The following is a 15,781-nucleotide window of genomic DNA, read 5'->3' on the forward strand; positions in this document are numbered from 1 at the left end:
AAAACTTAGTTCAATTTTAGCATACAAGCTGTTTATCATGTAATATTATAGCCTATTTATTCCATTATAGAAAAGTATTTTTATTATTTTCTCTTAGTATGTGTCTAAATAAAATTAATACTGAGTCAATTAACTACCTTTTTTTAACTTAATAGGCAAGTGTATCATATAGTATTTTTATAAGCGATAAAGGAGGGTTCTCATGCAAGTTACTGTTCGACAAGGTGACTCTTTATGGTATTATAGTCAGCTTTTTCAATTACCAATGCGGTTAATCTTGGATTCAAATAGACAAATTAATCAAAATCAATTAAATATAGGGCAATCCATCCAATTACCAGGTTTTGTTACAACGAATTATCAAATAAAAAGTGGTGAAACGATTTGGGCAATTGCTCAAAGAAGAAATATTAGTCCAGATGCAATTTCGCTAGTTAATCAATCGGTTAACCCGAATGTATTGCAAGTTGGCCAATCGATTCGTATTCCTGTTCGGGTTACATGGAGGATAGTCAATGATCCTAATGAGTATGACTATGGAAAAATGCAACTAGATATGCAAGAGCTAATAAATGTTTATCCTTTTATTGTTCAAGAAGTGATAGGAAGTTCTGTAATGGGTAAAAATATTAACGAACTACGAATCGGTAATGGAAGTAAAAGAGTTCATATTAATGGGTCATTTCATGCAAACGAATGGATAACAACACCTACCATAATGACCTTTTTAAATGATTATTTATTAGCTGTAACGAATAATGGTTCCATGCAGAATGTTGAGCTATTACCCCTATACCAGAATGCAATGCTGTCTCTAGTACCCATGGTTAATCCTGATGGTGTAAACCTAGTCATTAATGGTCCACCTGAACTAGAACCTTACCGAAGTAATGTATTGGAGATGAATAATGGAAGTTTTGATTTTTCTAATTGGAAAGCCAATATTCGTGGTGTTGATTTAAATAATCAATATCCTGCAGGATGGGAAATAGAAAAAGAAAGAAAAGCACAACAACCGGGTCCAAGAGATTATCCTGGCCCTTCACCATTATCAGAACCAGAAGCAGAGGCGATGGCTGAACTGACAGAGTACAGAGACTTTTCTAGAGTCAATGCTTTCCATACACAAGGTCAAGTAATTTATTGGGGGTTTGAAAATCAAGAACCGCCTGAAGCGGAAATTATCGTTAATGAGTACGCTTCTGTGAGTGGATACCAACCAGTACAAACAGTAGATAGTTATGCTGGTTATAAGGATTGGTTTATTCAAAACTGGAATCGCCCTGGATTCACAACAGAACTAGGCAAAGGAACTAATCCACTACCAATTAGTCAATTTAGTCAAATATATCGCGCTGCTCGAGGTATTCTTTTAGCTAGCCTGTATATGTAAATAAATAGGCGTGGTTCATTCACACGCCTATAATTTCATATTAAATATAAATTTATGAATTCCATATTCTTTCTACTACATATTCCCCACCAGTTTTTTGTACCATGAATATATCAGGATTGGTAAATTCCTTCCAATGACTAAAACCGATATCGGCCTGGAACTTACTTAATAAAATAGCTAGTAAATTTCCATGCGTAACGATAACAATGTTTTCACAAGAATCATCGTTTAATACTTCTTCAATTACTTGACTAGATCTATCTAGAGCGTCGTTTGATGATTCGCCACCTGGGAGACGAAAATCTAAATTAGTGAAAGATTCTTCTAACACGTCCATCCAATCATCAATGGGTTCTTCACTTAACATTCTTTCTTGTAATCGTTGATCGACCTCAATAGTAAGATTATTACTTTGAGCGTAAGGCTTTATGCTCTCTATCGCTCGCAGAAAAGGACTAGAAATAATTCGATCGATCGGAAAATTTGATTTTGCAAGAATATTGGATAAGAATTGTGATTGTCTTACACCATCTTTTGTTAAGGGTGAATCCTTGTGTTGACCTTCCGCGTTACAATGACGAATCATAAATAGTCTTTTCACTAGATCATCTCCTATTAACGAGTTAACTCCATTATTAGACAAAACCTTAATGAAGACAAGCAAAAGTTGCCAATAAATTGAATTTTTTTACTCTATTAGTTTCCTATATTAATACAGTTTATTCATTTTTAATACATCCTATTTACTATTACCCAGATTAATAAATTTTATTAATTCTGATTTTATAATTAGAACTTAATCTATATGATTGTTTTCTGCGACTAGACACTACTTTTCTACCTTGTTTAGTTGTTGGAAAAATGTTGATAAGACCTTACCCCAGATAAATGATTTACTTTTAAAAGAAACCGCATATCTCAATACGCGGTTTTTCAAAATGTCACAGTTCAGTGAAGTATTCTTTTTTAAATCCAGCAATACGGTTCGAATTGTCGATGATAAAGTAAAATTCTTCTGTTTCATTTTTTACATCGTATGTTTTCCCTGGAGTTAACATTGTATCAACTACAAATTTTTTCGCATTAGCATGTACACATTTTATTTGTTTGATTGTTTTATTATTTTCCCAATCTTTGTGAATCATTTAAATTACTCCTTTATTTGACCATTTAATAAATCTCTTCTAAATTATATCATTTATTAGGATAGATTACCTTTTAAAAATTCTTATGCATGACTTTACATAATCATGTTATCGTAAAGTGGTTGATGTATACTGATCCTTTCTTATGTTGCTATCCATTATTACTTGATTTTGTCTTATCAAGTCTTGGTAATAAGTATTTTAATCCAATAGGTAAAAGTAGAACAATCGTTAACATACGAATCATCTGCAAGGAACTTACAATAGATGGGTCTCCACTGACGCTTTGAGCAGTTAATGCCATCTCAATTAGACCCCCCGGTGCAATGCTTAATATTGCTGTGACAAGGTTCATTGGTGTTATCAAACTGAAAAGATAACCTAGTCCAAAGGAAACTGCTAACAAAATAATCGTTAATCCAAAGTAGTAACCACAATATTTACCTGCAATTTTTAAATCTTTTATTGAAACAGAAAAACCTAAATAAATTCCGATGGTTAACTGGGCAAACAGAAAAAATACATTCGGTAAGTGATAAAGCGGATAATCTATAATTTGAAATATTGCTACAATTAACATTGGAATAATGACCAATGCTGCCGGGACTTTATGTTGAAGTAGCACTGCCAATCCATAGATAGCAAAAAGTATAACAATTGTCCATAACGGCCCTTGTGGAACAAAGATTTCTTCCATTAATTGTTCCTGCCCATTTGCACCTGGTGCAAGCAATTGTGTTGCTAGGAAAGGTATAACAAATAGTACTGTCATTAAACGAATTGTGTGAAAGATTGTAACTAGTGCGGTGTTAGCTTTTACGGATTCACTTAATGCAATAATTGCAGACAACCCCCCAGGTACACTTCCTAGCAGGCTAGTTGGAATATCGATTGGTATCCATTTGGTAAGCAAGTAAGCATTAAACAAACTGATGGCAATCAGTACAATCGTCAATAAACTATAAGGTAATAAATACGGCAAAACATGATCAATGGTCGTATCTGTAAAAGTTGCACCGATTTGGATACCAGTTATGGAAAAACAAATGTCACGGAGTCTTGTCGAAGATCTGCCCTTAAATTGAAAAAATGTTTTACATAACAAAATGGCAAGTAATGGTCCTAAAATCCAGGGGAGTGGCAAGTGAATAATATGAAATAGCAATCCACCTGAAATTCCTGCAACGTAAGAAATACCGAGTTGTATACCATATTTTACTTTCATAAAAATCCTTCTCTCAATAATGTAAATCTATGTATCAGTTTATTTACACGTTCAATATGTAGTAAAGAATTACATCCTAAAAGAACTACCCCCGCCTTTATTTTGGCAAGGGTAGTATAGTAGCTATTTAGCATTAAATAGATTGATCAAATCTCCATATCCCTCTGATTCCATTTCGTCTTTTGGAATAAAACGCATCGCAGCTGAATTCATGCAATAACGAAGTCCACCTTTTTCAATTGGACCATCTTCAAAAACGTGACCTAAGTGTGAATCAGCATCTTTACTTCGAATTTCTATTCGTCTCATTCCATGTGTTGTATCCATGTTTTCTTTCACATTCGTACGATCAATTGGCTTGGTAAAGCTTGGCCAACCGCAACCAGCATCATATTTATCTTGTGAAGAAAACAAAGGTTCTCCACTTACAACATCCACATAAATCCCCTCTTTGTCATGATCCCAATATTCATTTTGAAAAGGGGTTTCTGTTCCATTTTCCTGTGTTACTTGATATTGTATTGGGCTTAGCTTTTCCTTTAATGTGCTTTTATCAATCTTTTTAGACCAATTATTTTTAATGAAATCTTCTCTACCCGATCCTTTTTTATATAAACGGTAATGAAACGATTGCTTTTTGTAATAGTCTTGGTGTTTCTCTTCAGCAGGGTAAAATGTTGCTGCTGGGAGTATTTCTGTTACGATTGGTTTTTTAAACTTACCACTTTCCTCTAATTTCTGTTTAGAGTCTTCTGCAACACGCTTTTGTTCCTCATTGTGAAAAAATATCGCTGTTTGATACGATTCACCGCGATCGTTAAACTGGCCACCTGGGTCTGTAGGATCTATTTGTTGCCAGAAAACGTCTAGTAATCGCTTATAGGGAAAAACTGCTGGATCGAATGTAATTTGAACTGCTTCCACATGACCAGTTGTATTGGAACATACTTCTTCATAGGTCGGATTTTCTGTTGTTCCACCTGTATAACCAGATACCACTGTTTCAATTCCTGGTTGTTCATCAAAAGGTTCTACCATACACCAGAAGCAACCTCCAGCAAAAGTTGCCTTTTCAAAGTTGTTATTATTCACAGAACACTCCTCCTACTTTTTTTACTATGCTTTATTTTCATTTTTAATCTAATAGGAGAAAAAAGCAAGTAGTCTGCATTAAAATTGATTAAATGAACAACTTTGGAGTTGAAGAACCGTCTGATTGCTTTGGTTTTTTACTTGAAACTTTTTTTGTTTTTTTATAATCGGTTTCTACTTTATTTATATTTTCTTGTTTTATATCAATTTTAGTTTTATCATTTGTTTCGTTATCTGTTTCGTGGTCGTCATCTATATCTTCTAGTTCATTGTCTGTATCACTTTCTTCATCATCATCCGCTTCATTAAAAGCTTTAAGCATGGCGAGCATCGATGGTAAGTTTTTTACCATTGGACCATATTGTTGAATAATAGGTGATGCAGACTGAGCCATTTTCATAACTTGTTGAACATTAGCAAGTGTTTGTGTGATACCTCCACCACTTGTTGCCCCTTTTGCTGTTCCTTGCACTAAACCCTGAGATGCTCCAGCTCCTGGTTTCATAAACTTTTGCAGTAGACCTTGAATACCGCCTTTGGCTACTGGTGCTTGTTGAGGTACCGGTGTACCGAAACCTGATCCAAAAAACGGTGATTGTCTCATTGCATTTGGGTTGGGCATTTGCTGAAAGGGTGACTGGCCACGAGGTCCTGAAAACATACGAATCCCTCTTTTCTGTATTTGCTATTAGTTTATTGTACGTATGGGAATGAAATAGGTGTAGGCTTTTATATGGAATTAGAGGAATTTAAAAAGAGTAGACAAAAGCGTCTACTCTTACAAGGTTTTAATATTAATCTGAAATAATATCAGCAGTTATAATTAACCCGATTGTGCCACTAAGTATAATTCCAAATAAGATTGCAGAAAACATAGTAATCCCCTCTTTCAAAGATTAAGATTATCCTTACACGTTCCATGTTATGTTCATTATAACTGATTAAAAACATTGATTTATAAATCAGTTATGACAATTTCATGAAATTATATTAAGTGTAAAGTACTATGATATTTCCCGGGCAAGCGCAACAATCTACCTATATCGATGTTCTGTAAAATATTACTCTGTCGTTAATTGACGTTATATAAAGAAATGAGTTGATAAATGCAGATTGTTGTATCTTCTTTCCAAGTTAACTCTACTATTTTCCCGCTTCCAATTTGGTCTGAATTATCATGTCTTCGAATCTCAATCACTTGATTAATTGGATATAACTTGTAACCGTCAAAGGTAATTTTAAACATATTTTCCTTATTTTCAATACGTTTTTCCCTGCCATGTGTTACTAATCGCCAATCTACTACAAGAGGCATGGACATTTTTCAACCCTCCACTTTTTTGATTGTTGCAATTCATTGTTAGTTACTTATATCCTACTACATCTAAGATAATTAAGAAAATATTACATATATAAAGATTTTTTGTTTGTTACAACTTCTGTATGATTGTTTGTTAAAAAGTCGATAAGCTGAAATGGAAAATCAATATTGTATTTACTTAATATTTTTGTGTTTTTGCTAAAGATATCTTCATATTCATGAATGATTTGATCAGAATTTCCCAATTGTTTTAATATAGTAGTAATTGTTTGAAAGGCTGCTGTAACTTCCATAATTTCTGTCAAACTTAATTCTTCTAAATTTGGTGCTTGCATCAGCTCGAAGTTTTTTAGCTTTTTTATGTAATTATCCGAAAAAAAATACGGGAATACAGTCACATATAATTCTTCAATTAAGCTTTTTACATAATGCTGTTGCTCTGGAGTTGATGCTGTGATTACTCTCATGATTTGCCTCCTAATAATACCTCACTCTAATAGTAACTATTATTTATTCTATTTGGTTAAAATGGAACTAAATCCCCTACTATTGCTTAGGGAATTAGTTCGTTGTATTTCTTATACTATACCACGTTACTATTAGACTTTTTAAGGAGTAATAATTGGCAATCTTGTTAGAAACTAAATGTTGCTCTAGAACCTTGTGGAGAAGGGATAATTTGTAATTTAGCATGGATTTCTTCTTTTAGTTGGGGCACATGTGAGATAATTCCTAGCACCCGATTGCTTTGCTGTAACCCTTTAAGACAATCAATCGCTTGTTCTAGTGATAACTCATCTAATGTACCAAAACCTTCATCAATAAATAATGTTTCCAATTGGACCCCACCGGCATGTGCTTGAACGACATCAGCCATGCCTAGAGCTAAACTAAGCGCAGCTTTAAATCCTTCCCCACCAGACAACGTTTTTACAGATCTTTGTTGACCAGTATGATGATCTAACACTTCTAGATCAAGCCCACTTTGCGCTCCTCGTTTGGCTACTTGATCACTTCGGATTAATTGATATCTGTGCTCTGTCAGCTGATCTAATCTTATATTTGCTTGAAGAAGAATTTCATCTAGGAATGAAGATAATACATATCTTTCAAATGATAATTTTAGATGGTTTTCTCCCCTAGCTAAATCAGCTAATTCACCTATATCATAATATTGCTTAGCTAAGTTGAGTTGATCTTTGCGCAGTGCTTCTATTGTTTCTTTTGTATGTTGATGCTGATCAATTTGTAGTGACAGAGCATGGATGGACTTATTCATTTTTTCTATATTTTCCTCTTGTTTGTCGACTGTATCCTTTAATAAGACTAAGTCGGGCTGTTCTTGATCTTTGACTTGTTCGGCTAAATCAGCAATTCTTTCATGGACAGAGCTTTTACGTTTTTCAAAGTCACGTATGCTTTCTTGAAGTCTTTCTTGCTCACTAGTAGAGCATTTAGCTTGTTTATAGGCTTCTAACGAAGAAAAGTTACTTTCAGCTATCTTATCATCTAACACGTTTAATTGATCCTGATAGCGTTGTTTTGTGTTCATGACGAATGATTGTAGTTGTTCTAAAACCGTTGTAGCTTGTTGCAAGTTCTGCTTCATTTCTTCATGCTGCTTTTGCAAGTCTTCCCAGTTCTTAAGCCATTGTTTGTACTTTGCCTGCAATTGTGCTAACTCATCCTGTAATGTGCGCGGATTAGTCTCTGGCTCTTGCAACTCTTTTTCTATCGCTTCTTGTTGCGTACGCAGCTGGATATATGATTCATTTATTTTTTCTAGTGTTTTTGTTTGATCTTGAAATTTTGATTCTTTCTCTTTTTTATCTTGCTGAATTTTATCACGCTGTTTTTTAGCTTGTTCAATTAATTGAACATTTTTTTCAATTGTTTCGCGTTCTGTCTTTAGTTCATTAAGTAGGTTGTCCCACTCGATAATTTTTTCGTTGATAGCTTTTTCTTCTAGATCAGGTAATTGTTCTTTAAATTCTTTGTGTATATCTTCTACTAAACTGCGCTGCGCTTGACCATCTGATTTAACTTGGACATAACTGTCTTGCCATTTGGGAAGGTCCCGCTCTTCGTCTTGTAATTCTTTTTTTAATAGCTTAATCGATTCTTCTGATATTGCTGATTTGTTTTCTTGAGCAGAATTCGGATGCTCTTTTGAACCACAAACAGGACAAGGAGCTCCATCGTGTAGGTGCTGGGCGAGCAAATAAGCGTGATTCTTTTTCTGTTCCTCTTCTAAATCTAGAAGTTGTTTGCGTTTTTCTTCTATTGTTTTAAGCTTCTTCTGGTATTGTTGGTTTACTTTTTGATAGTTCGAGCGCATCGACGTTAACTTATTAGTTTCTACTTGTAGTCGTTTTAGTCGATTCAGTTTATCTGTTGTCTCTTTTAGTTTAGCCTCTGATTGATAGTATGCTATCGTCCATTTATTTTCTTCATTCAATTGTTTTTCAAGCCTATCTAACTGTGAATTTAATTGCTCGATTTCTCGCTGGATTTTTTCGATGTTACCTTTTTCAGCTTTTTTTTCCTGTTCAACTTTATTACACTCACTTTTAACCTTCACATAATGATTTAGTTTTTCCAGCTGGGCTTCTTTGGATTGAATTGTCTCCTTTAATTTTTCTCTTTCTTTTTCATTGTTCGCTTCAGCCTCGTAGTGTTGCTGGACTACGTTATATTTTTCAGTCAACTTCTCAACGATTGCTTGTTGTTTTACTTCCTTTTCATGTTGCTCGACCCATTCTTGTTTACGTTCATTTGTTTGGTTTTCAAATGGAATGATTGCTGCAGCTTTTTGAGCTAACTTAAGTGTTTCGGTTTGTTTGTCTATTTCTGCTTGTTGATTTTTAAGATCTGTTTTATTTTTTTCTAACTTCGCGTATTCTTCAAACTTTTCAGCTAACTGTTTTCCTGCATAATATTTTTCTTGGGCAAGTTTTAATGTCTCTTTCTCTTTGCTAAGCGCTTTATTCCACTGGTCATTCTCTTGTTTACTTTTATTTATTTCATCCGCTAATTTTATCAGCAATTCATCAGTAGATTCCGTTTCTTCAGCGTCATTGTAACTCCACTGGATTTTTTCCGTTTCTTGTTCAATTTTCCATTCTGTTTGCTCTATTTTCTCACGAAGTTCCTTTGATTGTTTTTTTAACTCATCGGTAATTCGTTCATAAAAATGCGTTCGAAATATCTTCTGTAGAATTTCTTCTCTTTCTTTACTATTTTCAGAGATTAATTTTCGGAACTCCCCTTGTGGAATCATAATCATCTTTCGGAATTGTTCATAATCTAACCCTAACATTTCCTCCAAGGTTTCGTTGACGTCCTTTATTTTCGAAGCAATTAATTTTTGATTACCTTCTACTAATTCATATAATTCAGCACGAGCTGGATCTTCGGTATAACCGTCGCCTCGTTCTTTTCGCTTTTGTTGTTTTGGAAATCTTGTCACTTGATATGTTCGACCCTTTAACTTAAATACAAAAGTAACTTCCGTCGGTTGGTCAACAGTAGCAAAATGACTTCTTAAAGAATCTTGATCACGGTCACTCCCGCTTGCTCGACCATACAACGCGTAGCAAATTGCATCAAAAATCGTCGTTTTCCCAGCTCCTGTTGGACCTGTTATAAGAAAAATTGACTCTTCTCCTAAATCATTAAAATCAATGGTTTGTTGATTACTATAGGGACCAAACGCAGTCATTGTTAATATAAGGGCACGCATCTTATTTCCCCCTTTCTTGTTCCACTAGTGTTTGTACTATTTTAGCCATTTGACTTTGTCGTTCTTCAGGTATGGACTCGCCTTTCATCTCTTGATAAAAAGCTTCAAATAGTTGTGTATGTGTCATTTCTTGTTTTTCTTTTATTCTATTTAAATCATTTAATTGCATTTTGGAAGTCAACACCTTACGCTCTAATCGCAAGATATTAGGGTACCTTTTGCGTAATTTCCCCATTGGGTCCACAAGCTGTCCATCATCAAGTAAACTAATATGCAAATAGTCCTCGGTGGCCGCGTGACCTTTCCCACTAATTAGATCATCAAAATAGGATTCTATTACTCTCAAATCTCTTTTTGGTACTAATGGGACAAAAGCTAAATCACAATTACCTTCGTCATCAACATCTATAACGGTAACTGATTTTTTATGGTTCGCCTCTGAAAATGAGTATTTTAATATCGAACCACTGTATCGGATCGTGTCGCTCGTTACACGCTGTGGCTGATGTAGATGTCCAAGAGCTACATAAGTGAACTTCTTGAAAAGGTTTGTATCTATATACGGACTGCCTCCAATCATTGACAGTCTTTCCTCTGATTCAGATTCCATTCCACCAGCTAAGAAAGCATGTCCTACAAACACATGTCGCGCAGTCATATCATTGTTCTGTTCGATGTGATTAACAACGGCTTGCATAGCTGTTTGATGTGACTGTATTGTTTCGTCTTGAAAAAATGCACGTGCATCCGCTGGCTCAATATATGGAATTAAGTGAAAGTGAACAGGTCCAAACTGATCCTGTATTGTGACTGGATCTAGGTTGCCTTTTAATTTCGTTTCGATATACAATTGTTGTGATTTGAAAAGTTGGCTACCAAACTCTAAACGATCTGGGCTATCGTGATTTCCTGATATCGCAACAATTGGTATATTAATATCTGTAATAATTGTTGTTAGAACTCGATTTAATAATTCAACGGCTTCTTTAGGCGGAATAGACCTATCATATAAATCTCCTGCTATAATGATTACATCTGGTTTCTCATTTTTCACAATCGTTATAAATTGATCTAATATATAAGACTGGTCTTCAGTCATATGAACACTATTGACGATTTTCCCCAAATGCCAGTCAGCTGTATGTAAAATTTTCACGTTATTCCTCTCCTTCTATCTTCATTTTATCATGTTTTATTGATTTTGTTGTTGGTTGATTATAGCCACAAGAATGTACCATCTCTACCATGTTTTATGCCAAAAGTTGCCAAGAGATTCACCACCTATTGTCAGAGAGTTTCCAATAAAAACGTCAAGTGAAAAAGCCCAATCCATCTTATTTTTACCGAGGGATTAGGCTTTAAGAACCTTATAAAAATTGTTCAGTTTAATGTTGGCATACTAAGATGTTAGATATTAGCTTTTACAAATTCATAGGTCATCTCAGCGACTTTTTTATTAGCAGCATCTGAAAAACCGTGACCTTCTCCTGGAAACACTTCTATTTTAGCATGTGGATATAGCTTTTCTGCCCTCTTACCATATTCCAGTTCTACAATTTCATCCTGATTTCCGTGAAAAATTAAAACGTTTTTATTGAATTCTCCAATATGGTCAAATACATCATATCCATGAATCGATTCAAAAAATGTTCTCCCCAATTGAACTCCCCATAACTCATGCGTATCAGGGATACTCTTAAGTGTTGGAAATCTTTCATTCCAGTTATCTGCAATACCTAGCGCTGGAAATAGCAATAAAAGTCCTTTAATTTCCTCTACATATTCATCGGCTACTAATGCTGAAACTAACCCGCCCATACTTCCTCCAAATAAAAAGACGTTATCTTGGTCAACAGTCTCCCAATTTCTTATCGTTTCAACCACGGCGCTCAAATCTTCTTTTTCTGTAAATATAGTCATTTCTTTCGTCTTAAGATCACTTTTTGAGTTAATGGAGCCACCACAAAAGTCGAAACAATATGCGCCCACACCATTCTTTGCTAAGTAGTCACTATTCATTGCAAAATCTATATTAGTTCCATTAAAACCGTGGCTAAAAATTACAACAGGGCACTTTTTCTTACTATTAGGCATGTAAGAGACTCCATAAATTTCCCTTCCTCGGTGTTTAATCTTTATAATTTCTTTTTGATAGCTGCTCATTTCTATACCTCCATGATTTGGAAATTCAAATTACCTATCTGGTTAATCCCATTGTAAACAATAATTTGAGCTTTTTGTTATTTTATCTATTAATATACTTGATTATAAACTATGTCATATATTTATTAGAATTAAATGATGATAAATCACTTCTTATCTTTTGCAAGGTGAGTACAGATAATATATTACTGTAGTGTTTTTATCTCAGACAAATAATACGTTAAATAGATGCCCAAAGTAAAACTTTACTTAGTTAGTAAGCAGTCTGTCATATAACTTTTTTCATTGATTTCTATTACTTTTACTCGTCGCTTCGAAAATTCACCTTGAGCGGAACAATAAATTATTTCAACTGTCATGTTGCTACATCGTTCAATTTGTTTGATTGTCATGACCAAATCCTCCTCCTTTTTTTATAGTGAACACGAACATTTGTTCTTAATTTGTTGAATAAGAACAAATGTTTGGTTATAATAAAAAAGTACTTTATGAGAGCAATACAAGAAAAGAGGCTAAACATAATGGTTAATGACAGAGGCACAATTAAGTGGACATCACTAATGTTACCTGAACATGTAGAAATGTTAAAGAAGCTATGGAATGAAGATAAAACACAAACAAAACCTTTGTTAGATGAGCAAGAGTTGGAACAAATTAATCTGATTATGTTGGAAGCATTGGAAAGTAAATTCCTCGTGTCCATCACTGTATTTAACAGACAAATTTCCCGTGAATACAGAGGAATAATTACATCGATTAATAGAAATAACCATACGTTAAAATTAATGGGAGCTAACGGTCTATTAACGATTGAATTAGTAGATGTTATAGAAATTGAGAAGATCTAACGATTTGATGACATAAGAGAAGCGCTGGAGCTAGACATCTCCGAACTTTTTATACTCTTAGCTTTTAATAAAAGCCCTGAGTGATCAGGGCTTAACTTTCATTTGTACTATAATCATCCCAGAGTCGGTCAAAAACTTGGACTGCCTCGGTAAACGGGATATTCCATTCCAAATAGCTGCTAATTTCATGATAGGACGTAGATTGTTTAGGGAAATCATGGTCTCTAAACATCCAATCCGCTAACCTGCTTTCATATGTCGGTTTTTTAACCCCGCGGTATCGCATCATGTAGTGATAAAACGAGCGCATCTAACATCACCTCACTCAAATCGTTGACTTATTTTTCAAGACTCGTCCATAAATTCCTCATGCTGGTTTTTTTTGCTTCGATAGACAAAACCTGAGAGTACGACACTAATTTCATAAAGGATGATTAAAGGAACAGCAACAACTAACTGTAAGATGAAATCTGGTGGCGAAATCATTGTTCCAATTACGATTAATACAAAATAAGCATATTTCCTTGTTTTTCGTAGAAAAGCAGGCGTTACGATTCCTAAGCTAGTCAAAAACATCGTAATAATTGGAATCTCAAACAAGACAGCAAATGGAACAGTAACACGAAACAGAAAGCGGAAATAGTTTTCAACTGTAAACATTTCATTAAACATACCATCATTCAATGATAGTAAAAAAGGTAAAATAAGTTCAACAAACACATAATAACCGAAAATCAATCCTCCAGCAAAAAGAATGAATACTGCAGGTATGTAAGATAACGATACTTTACGCTCTTTCGGTGTCAAACCTGGTCGCACAAATAGCCAAGCTTGGATGCATAAAAATGGAATCGTACCCACCGCACCAACAAGCAGAGCCATCGTAAAGTAGATCCAAATGATTTCACCTGGTGCAATTAATGTCAACGTAATATCAATGTCTTTCATAAAAAAACTTTCAATATCTTTAACGAACAAAAAACCGATAATAAAAAAGATTAAAAAAACAATTGCTGTCCAAATTAACCGTCTTCGTAATTCTGTGAAGTGGTCTAAATAATTCATCTCTGACTCTGCAAAAGTTTCTTCTTCCTTAGACATATAAACCCTCCTTAAAACCATCATCAGCTAATTTTCAATAATACTGTGAATAAAAGAAGATGTAAGGTTAGGATCCCTTACACCTTCAAAATTTAATTTATTTTTTATCTTTGTTATCGTCTTCGTCAGACATGATATCTTTTGTGGCCTTCTTAAATTCCCGTAAAGAGCTACCAACAGCTTTGCCCATTTCGGGTAATTTTGAAGGTCCAAAAACAATCAATGCAACAATGATGATTAAGATTAACCCTGGAAACCCGATACTTCCTAAACCCACAATACATCACTCCGATGTTTATTTATTAGATTCGTCATTAGTTAAAGATTTTTTTTCTGAAGAATCATCTTCAGAAAGATTACGTGCAGATTTCTTGAACTCACGTAATGTTTGGCCAGTTGCTTTTCCAATCTCAGGAAGCTTTTTCGGTCCAAAAACAATTAATGCGATAATTACGATAAGTATTAAACCTGGAATACCAATTGTAGATGGCATTTTATTCACCTCTTCATTCATAGTATCTCATAAGTTTCTTCCAAAAACATGAAAATAAACTTTATTGTATTATAATTTTAACTACATCTTAACACGTTTTTTTCTAGTTGTCCTATATTCTTTAATATTTCACAAAAATGATACTGCTTTAATGACAATTTGTCCATAAATTTGTCTTTATTTGTAGAGTTGTTATACAGTTGCGAATAAAAATCATCACTCTATTTTTTACCTAAAGAACTTTTTCTGGCAATTCCTTGTCTATTTTTATCCTTTGTGTAGGTCGTGATAAAAAGCTATGCAGTAACATACCAACTATAATCAGCAGTAACCCAATAAAGGCTGGAGTTGAAGGAATAATAGCATTAATTATGATTAATTCCAATCCAAGTGCAAATAACACTTCCATGGATTGAGTGGCTTCCACTGCTGCTAACTGATTTGGTTGTTTTCTAACTAAATCAGTAGCATAAAAGAAAAGTAGGGTAGCGATAACACCTGAACAAACAGCAACCATTGCTGTTTGTCCTACCTGTGTTGAGGATGGAAGGCCATGCTTTATCGTTCCTATGATAAATAAAACGATCCAAGCAGGGGTCGACATTAATGTCATACCAAGTACTCTTGAAAAAGTATCCAACTTTCCATCTGTAAGTTCCATCATTTTGCGATTTCCAAGCGGATAAGAAAAGGCGGAAATTATAACAGGAAAGGCTGCTAAAAAAGCGATGCCTAGCGAAATTTGTGTGGCATGTTGCCATTGAATAAATAAAACCCCAGTAAAAATTACAAGAGAAGAAAACAAAGAACGTATCGGAATAGCCTGCCTGCTTCGTAACCCGTCACTAGTTTCCTGCCAAAATAAAGGGGATAATAACATACCTGCTACAATAGTTAATTGAAAGGTTCCAGCAACAAGCCATCCAGGTGCGAACCCTGCAGCAAAGGTAATCGGTGCATAAAATAAGACAAAACCAACGAAGCTCCAGAGAAACCAAGGAATTGGGTTAGCTTTAATAGAATTCCATAATGGTGAAAATCCACTTTTAAACCAAACAATTAAAACAAGAAATGGAATCATGAAAAAAAAACGAAGGGAAGAACTAAAATACCAACTTCCCCCGCCTATCTCCATCATTCTATTAATAAGAAATGTAAACGAAAAGAAAAATGCTGCTATAATACCGAGTAACAAACCTTTCATCTAATAATAGCCCCTCACATAAAAAACATTATTCATACAATTACAATAAAA

At 34.4% G+C, this 15,781-nt stretch carries 18 protein-coding genes; 2 read left to right on the forward strand and 16 right to left on the reverse strand.

Translation table 11 applies throughout. The features are described 5' to 3' along the window. Positions 1–202: 202 nt before the first annotated feature. Entirely contained in the window at positions 203–1,393 is a 1,191-nt protein-coding gene (locus tag QQS35_RS04435) for a M14 family metallopeptidase (protein ID WP_285930645.1), read from the forward strand. A 52-nt stretch (positions 1,394–1,445) separates the two neighbouring features. Here the strand turns inward: QQS35_RS04435 and QQS35_RS04440 are convergent, their stop codons facing one another. The 11 genes from QQS35_RS04440 to QQS35_RS04490 form a co-directional block, all read right to left on the reverse strand. Further along, complete coding sequence (locus QQS35_RS04440) at positions 1,446–1,997, reverse strand: histidine phosphatase family protein (protein WP_285930647.1); 552 nt, start codon at positions 1,995–1,997, stop codon at positions 1,446–1,448. Positions 1,998–2,337: 340 nt separating this feature from the next. Then, complete coding sequence (locus QQS35_RS04445; RefSeq protein WP_285930649.1) at positions 2,338–2,541, reverse strand: DUF6501 family protein; 204 nt, start codon at positions 2,539–2,541, stop codon at positions 2,338–2,340. 151 nt (positions 2,542–2,692) lie between these two features. Further along, positions 2,693–3,766 carry an AbrB family transcriptional regulator gene (locus tag QQS35_RS04450; RefSeq protein ID WP_285930651.1) on the reverse strand — a complete coding sequence of 358 codons (1,074 nt, stop codon included), beginning with the start codon at positions 3,764–3,766 and terminating at the stop codon, positions 2,693–2,695. A gap of 123 nt (positions 3,767–3,889) precedes the next feature. Further along, positions 3,890–4,858, reverse strand: coding sequence for a peptide-methionine (S)-S-oxide reductase MsrA (gene msrA, locus QQS35_RS04455; protein ID WP_285930653.1), 969 nt, complete (start codon positions 4,856–4,858; stop codon positions 3,890–3,892). 88 nt (positions 4,859–4,946) lie between these two features. Continuing rightward, complete coding sequence (gene vrrA, locus QQS35_RS04460; protein ID WP_285930655.1) at positions 4,947–5,519, reverse strand: VrrA/YqfQ family protein; 573 nt, start codon at positions 5,517–5,519, stop codon at positions 4,947–4,949. Positions 5,520–5,930: 411 nt separating this feature from the next. Beyond that, positions 5,931–6,179 (reverse strand): DUF2584 family protein, encoded by a 249-nt coding sequence (locus QQS35_RS04465; RefSeq protein WP_285930656.1) that lies wholly within the window; start codon positions 6,177–6,179, stop codon positions 5,931–5,933. A gap of 83 nt (positions 6,180–6,262) precedes the next feature. Then, a complete protein-coding gene (locus tag QQS35_RS04470) occupies positions 6,263–6,646 on the reverse strand; it encodes a DUF5365 family protein (RefSeq protein WP_285930657.1) in 384 nt (127 codons plus the stop codon). A 167-nt stretch (positions 6,647–6,813) separates the two neighbouring features. After that, positions 6,814–9,921: an AAA family ATPase gene (locus QQS35_RS04475; protein ID WP_285930659.1), complete on the reverse strand. Its 3,108-nt coding sequence runs from the start codon at positions 9,919–9,921 to the stop codon at positions 6,814–6,816. A 1-nt stretch (position 9,922) separates the two neighbouring features. Beyond that, the gene (locus tag QQS35_RS04480) at positions 9,923–11,077 is read right to left on the reverse strand and encodes an exonuclease SbcCD subunit D (protein WP_285930661.1); all 1,155 of its coding nucleotides are present in this window, start codon (positions 11,075–11,077) and stop codon (positions 9,923–9,925) included. 251 nt (positions 11,078–11,328) lie between these two features. Beyond that, a complete protein-coding gene (locus QQS35_RS04485; protein WP_285930662.1) occupies positions 11,329–12,084 on the reverse strand; it encodes an alpha/beta hydrolase family protein in 756 nt (251 codons plus the stop codon). 245 nt (positions 12,085–12,329) lie between these two features. Further along, on the reverse strand, positions 12,330–12,476 hold the full coding sequence (locus QQS35_RS04490; RefSeq protein WP_285930663.1) for a hypothetical protein: 147 nt from the start codon (positions 12,474–12,476) through the stop codon (positions 12,330–12,332). Between the two features lie 129 nt (positions 12,477–12,605). Here QQS35_RS04490 and QQS35_RS04495 point away from each other — a divergent pair, with 129 nt between their 5' ends. Next, positions 12,606–12,932 carry a YolD-like family protein gene (locus QQS35_RS04495; RefSeq protein ID WP_285930664.1) on the forward strand — a complete coding sequence of 109 codons (327 nt, stop codon included), beginning with the start codon at positions 12,606–12,608 and terminating at the stop codon, positions 12,930–12,932. Positions 12,933–13,023: 91 nt separating this feature from the next. Here the strand turns inward: QQS35_RS04495 and QQS35_RS04500 are convergent, their stop codons facing one another. The 5 genes from QQS35_RS04500 to QQS35_RS04520 all read right to left on the reverse strand — a co-directional run bounded on the left by QQS35_RS04500 (position 13,024) and on the right by QQS35_RS04520 (position 15,730). Continuing rightward, complete coding sequence (locus QQS35_RS04500; RefSeq protein ID WP_285930665.1) at positions 13,024–13,242, reverse strand: YozE family protein; 219 nt, start codon at positions 13,240–13,242, stop codon at positions 13,024–13,026. A 35-nt stretch (positions 13,243–13,277) separates the two neighbouring features. Then, the gene (tatC, locus tag QQS35_RS04505) at positions 13,278–14,033 is read right to left on the reverse strand and encodes a twin-arginine translocase subunit TatC (RefSeq protein WP_285930666.1); all 756 of its coding nucleotides are present in this window, start codon (positions 14,031–14,033) and stop codon (positions 13,278–13,280) included. A gap of 97 nt (positions 14,034–14,130) precedes the next feature. Next, positions 14,131–14,310, reverse strand: coding sequence for a twin-arginine translocase TatA/TatE family subunit (gene tatA / locus QQS35_RS04510; protein ID WP_285930667.1), 180 nt, complete (start codon positions 14,308–14,310; stop codon positions 14,131–14,133). Positions 14,311–14,328: 18 nt separating this feature from the next. Next, positions 14,329–14,526, reverse strand: coding sequence for a twin-arginine translocase TatA/TatE family subunit (gene tatA, locus QQS35_RS04515; RefSeq protein WP_285930669.1), 198 nt, complete (start codon positions 14,524–14,526; stop codon positions 14,329–14,331). A 232-nt stretch (positions 14,527–14,758) separates the two neighbouring features. Then, complete coding sequence (locus QQS35_RS04520) at positions 14,759–15,730, reverse strand: DMT family transporter (RefSeq protein WP_285930670.1); 972 nt, start codon at positions 15,728–15,730, stop codon at positions 14,759–14,761. Positions 15,731–15,781 lie beyond the last annotated feature (51 nt).

It is taken from the genome of Aquibacillus rhizosphaerae (assembly GCF_030282825.1).
In the GTDB taxonomy this organism is placed as follows: domain Bacteria; phylum Bacillota; class Bacilli; order Bacillales; family Amphibacillaceae; genus Aquibacillus_C; species Aquibacillus_C rhizosphaerae.

Excerpts from the sequence above, each read along its gene's own strand:
- QQS35_RS04435 (WP_285930645.1), top strand. The coding sequence starts at position 203 with ATGCAAGTTACTGTTCGACAAGGTGACTCTTTATGGTATTATAGTCAG.
- QQS35_RS04445 (WP_285930649.1), bottom strand. The coding sequence starts at position 2,541 with ATGATTCACAAAGATTGGGAAAATAATAAAACAATCAAACAAATAAAA.
- QQS35_RS04450 (WP_285930651.1), bottom strand. The coding sequence starts at position 3,766 with ATGAAAGTAAAATATGGTATACAACTCGGTATTTCTTACGTTGCAGGA.
- vrrA (WP_285930655.1), bottom strand. The coding sequence starts at position 5,519 with ATGTTTTCAGGACCTCGTGGCCAGTCACCCTTTCAGCAAATGCCCAAC.
- QQS35_RS04465 (WP_285930656.1), bottom strand. The coding sequence starts at position 6,179 with ATGTCCATGCCTCTTGTAGTAGATTGGCGATTAGTAACACATGGCAGG.
- QQS35_RS04470 (WP_285930657.1), bottom strand. The coding sequence starts at position 6,646 with ATGAGAGTAATCACAGCATCAACTCCAGAGCAACAGCATTATGTAAAA.
- QQS35_RS04475 (WP_285930659.1), bottom strand. The coding sequence starts at position 9,921 with ATGCGTGCCCTTATATTAACAATGACTGCGTTTGGTCCCTATAGTAAT.
- QQS35_RS04485 (WP_285930662.1), bottom strand. The coding sequence starts at position 12,084 with ATGAGCAGCTATCAAAAAGAAATTATAAAGATTAAACACCGAGGAAGG.
- QQS35_RS04490 (WP_285930663.1), bottom strand. The coding sequence starts at position 12,476 with ATGACAATCAAACAAATTGAACGATGTAGCAACATGACAGTTGAAATA.
- QQS35_RS04495 (WP_285930664.1), top strand. The coding sequence starts at position 12,606 with ATGGTTAATGACAGAGGCACAATTAAGTGGACATCACTAATGTTACCT.
- QQS35_RS04500 (WP_285930665.1), bottom strand. The coding sequence starts at position 13,242 with ATGCGCTCGTTTTATCACTACATGATGCGATACCGCGGGGTTAAAAAA.
- tatC (WP_285930666.1), bottom strand. The coding sequence starts at position 14,033 with ATGTCTAAGGAAGAAGAAACTTTTGCAGAGTCAGAGATGAATTATTTA.
- tatA (WP_285930669.1), bottom strand. The coding sequence starts at position 14,526 with ATGCCATCTACAATTGGTATTCCAGGTTTAATACTTATCGTAATTATC.
- QQS35_RS04520 (WP_285930670.1), bottom strand. The coding sequence starts at position 15,730 with ATGAAAGGTTTGTTACTCGGTATTATAGCAGCATTTTTCTTTTCGTTT.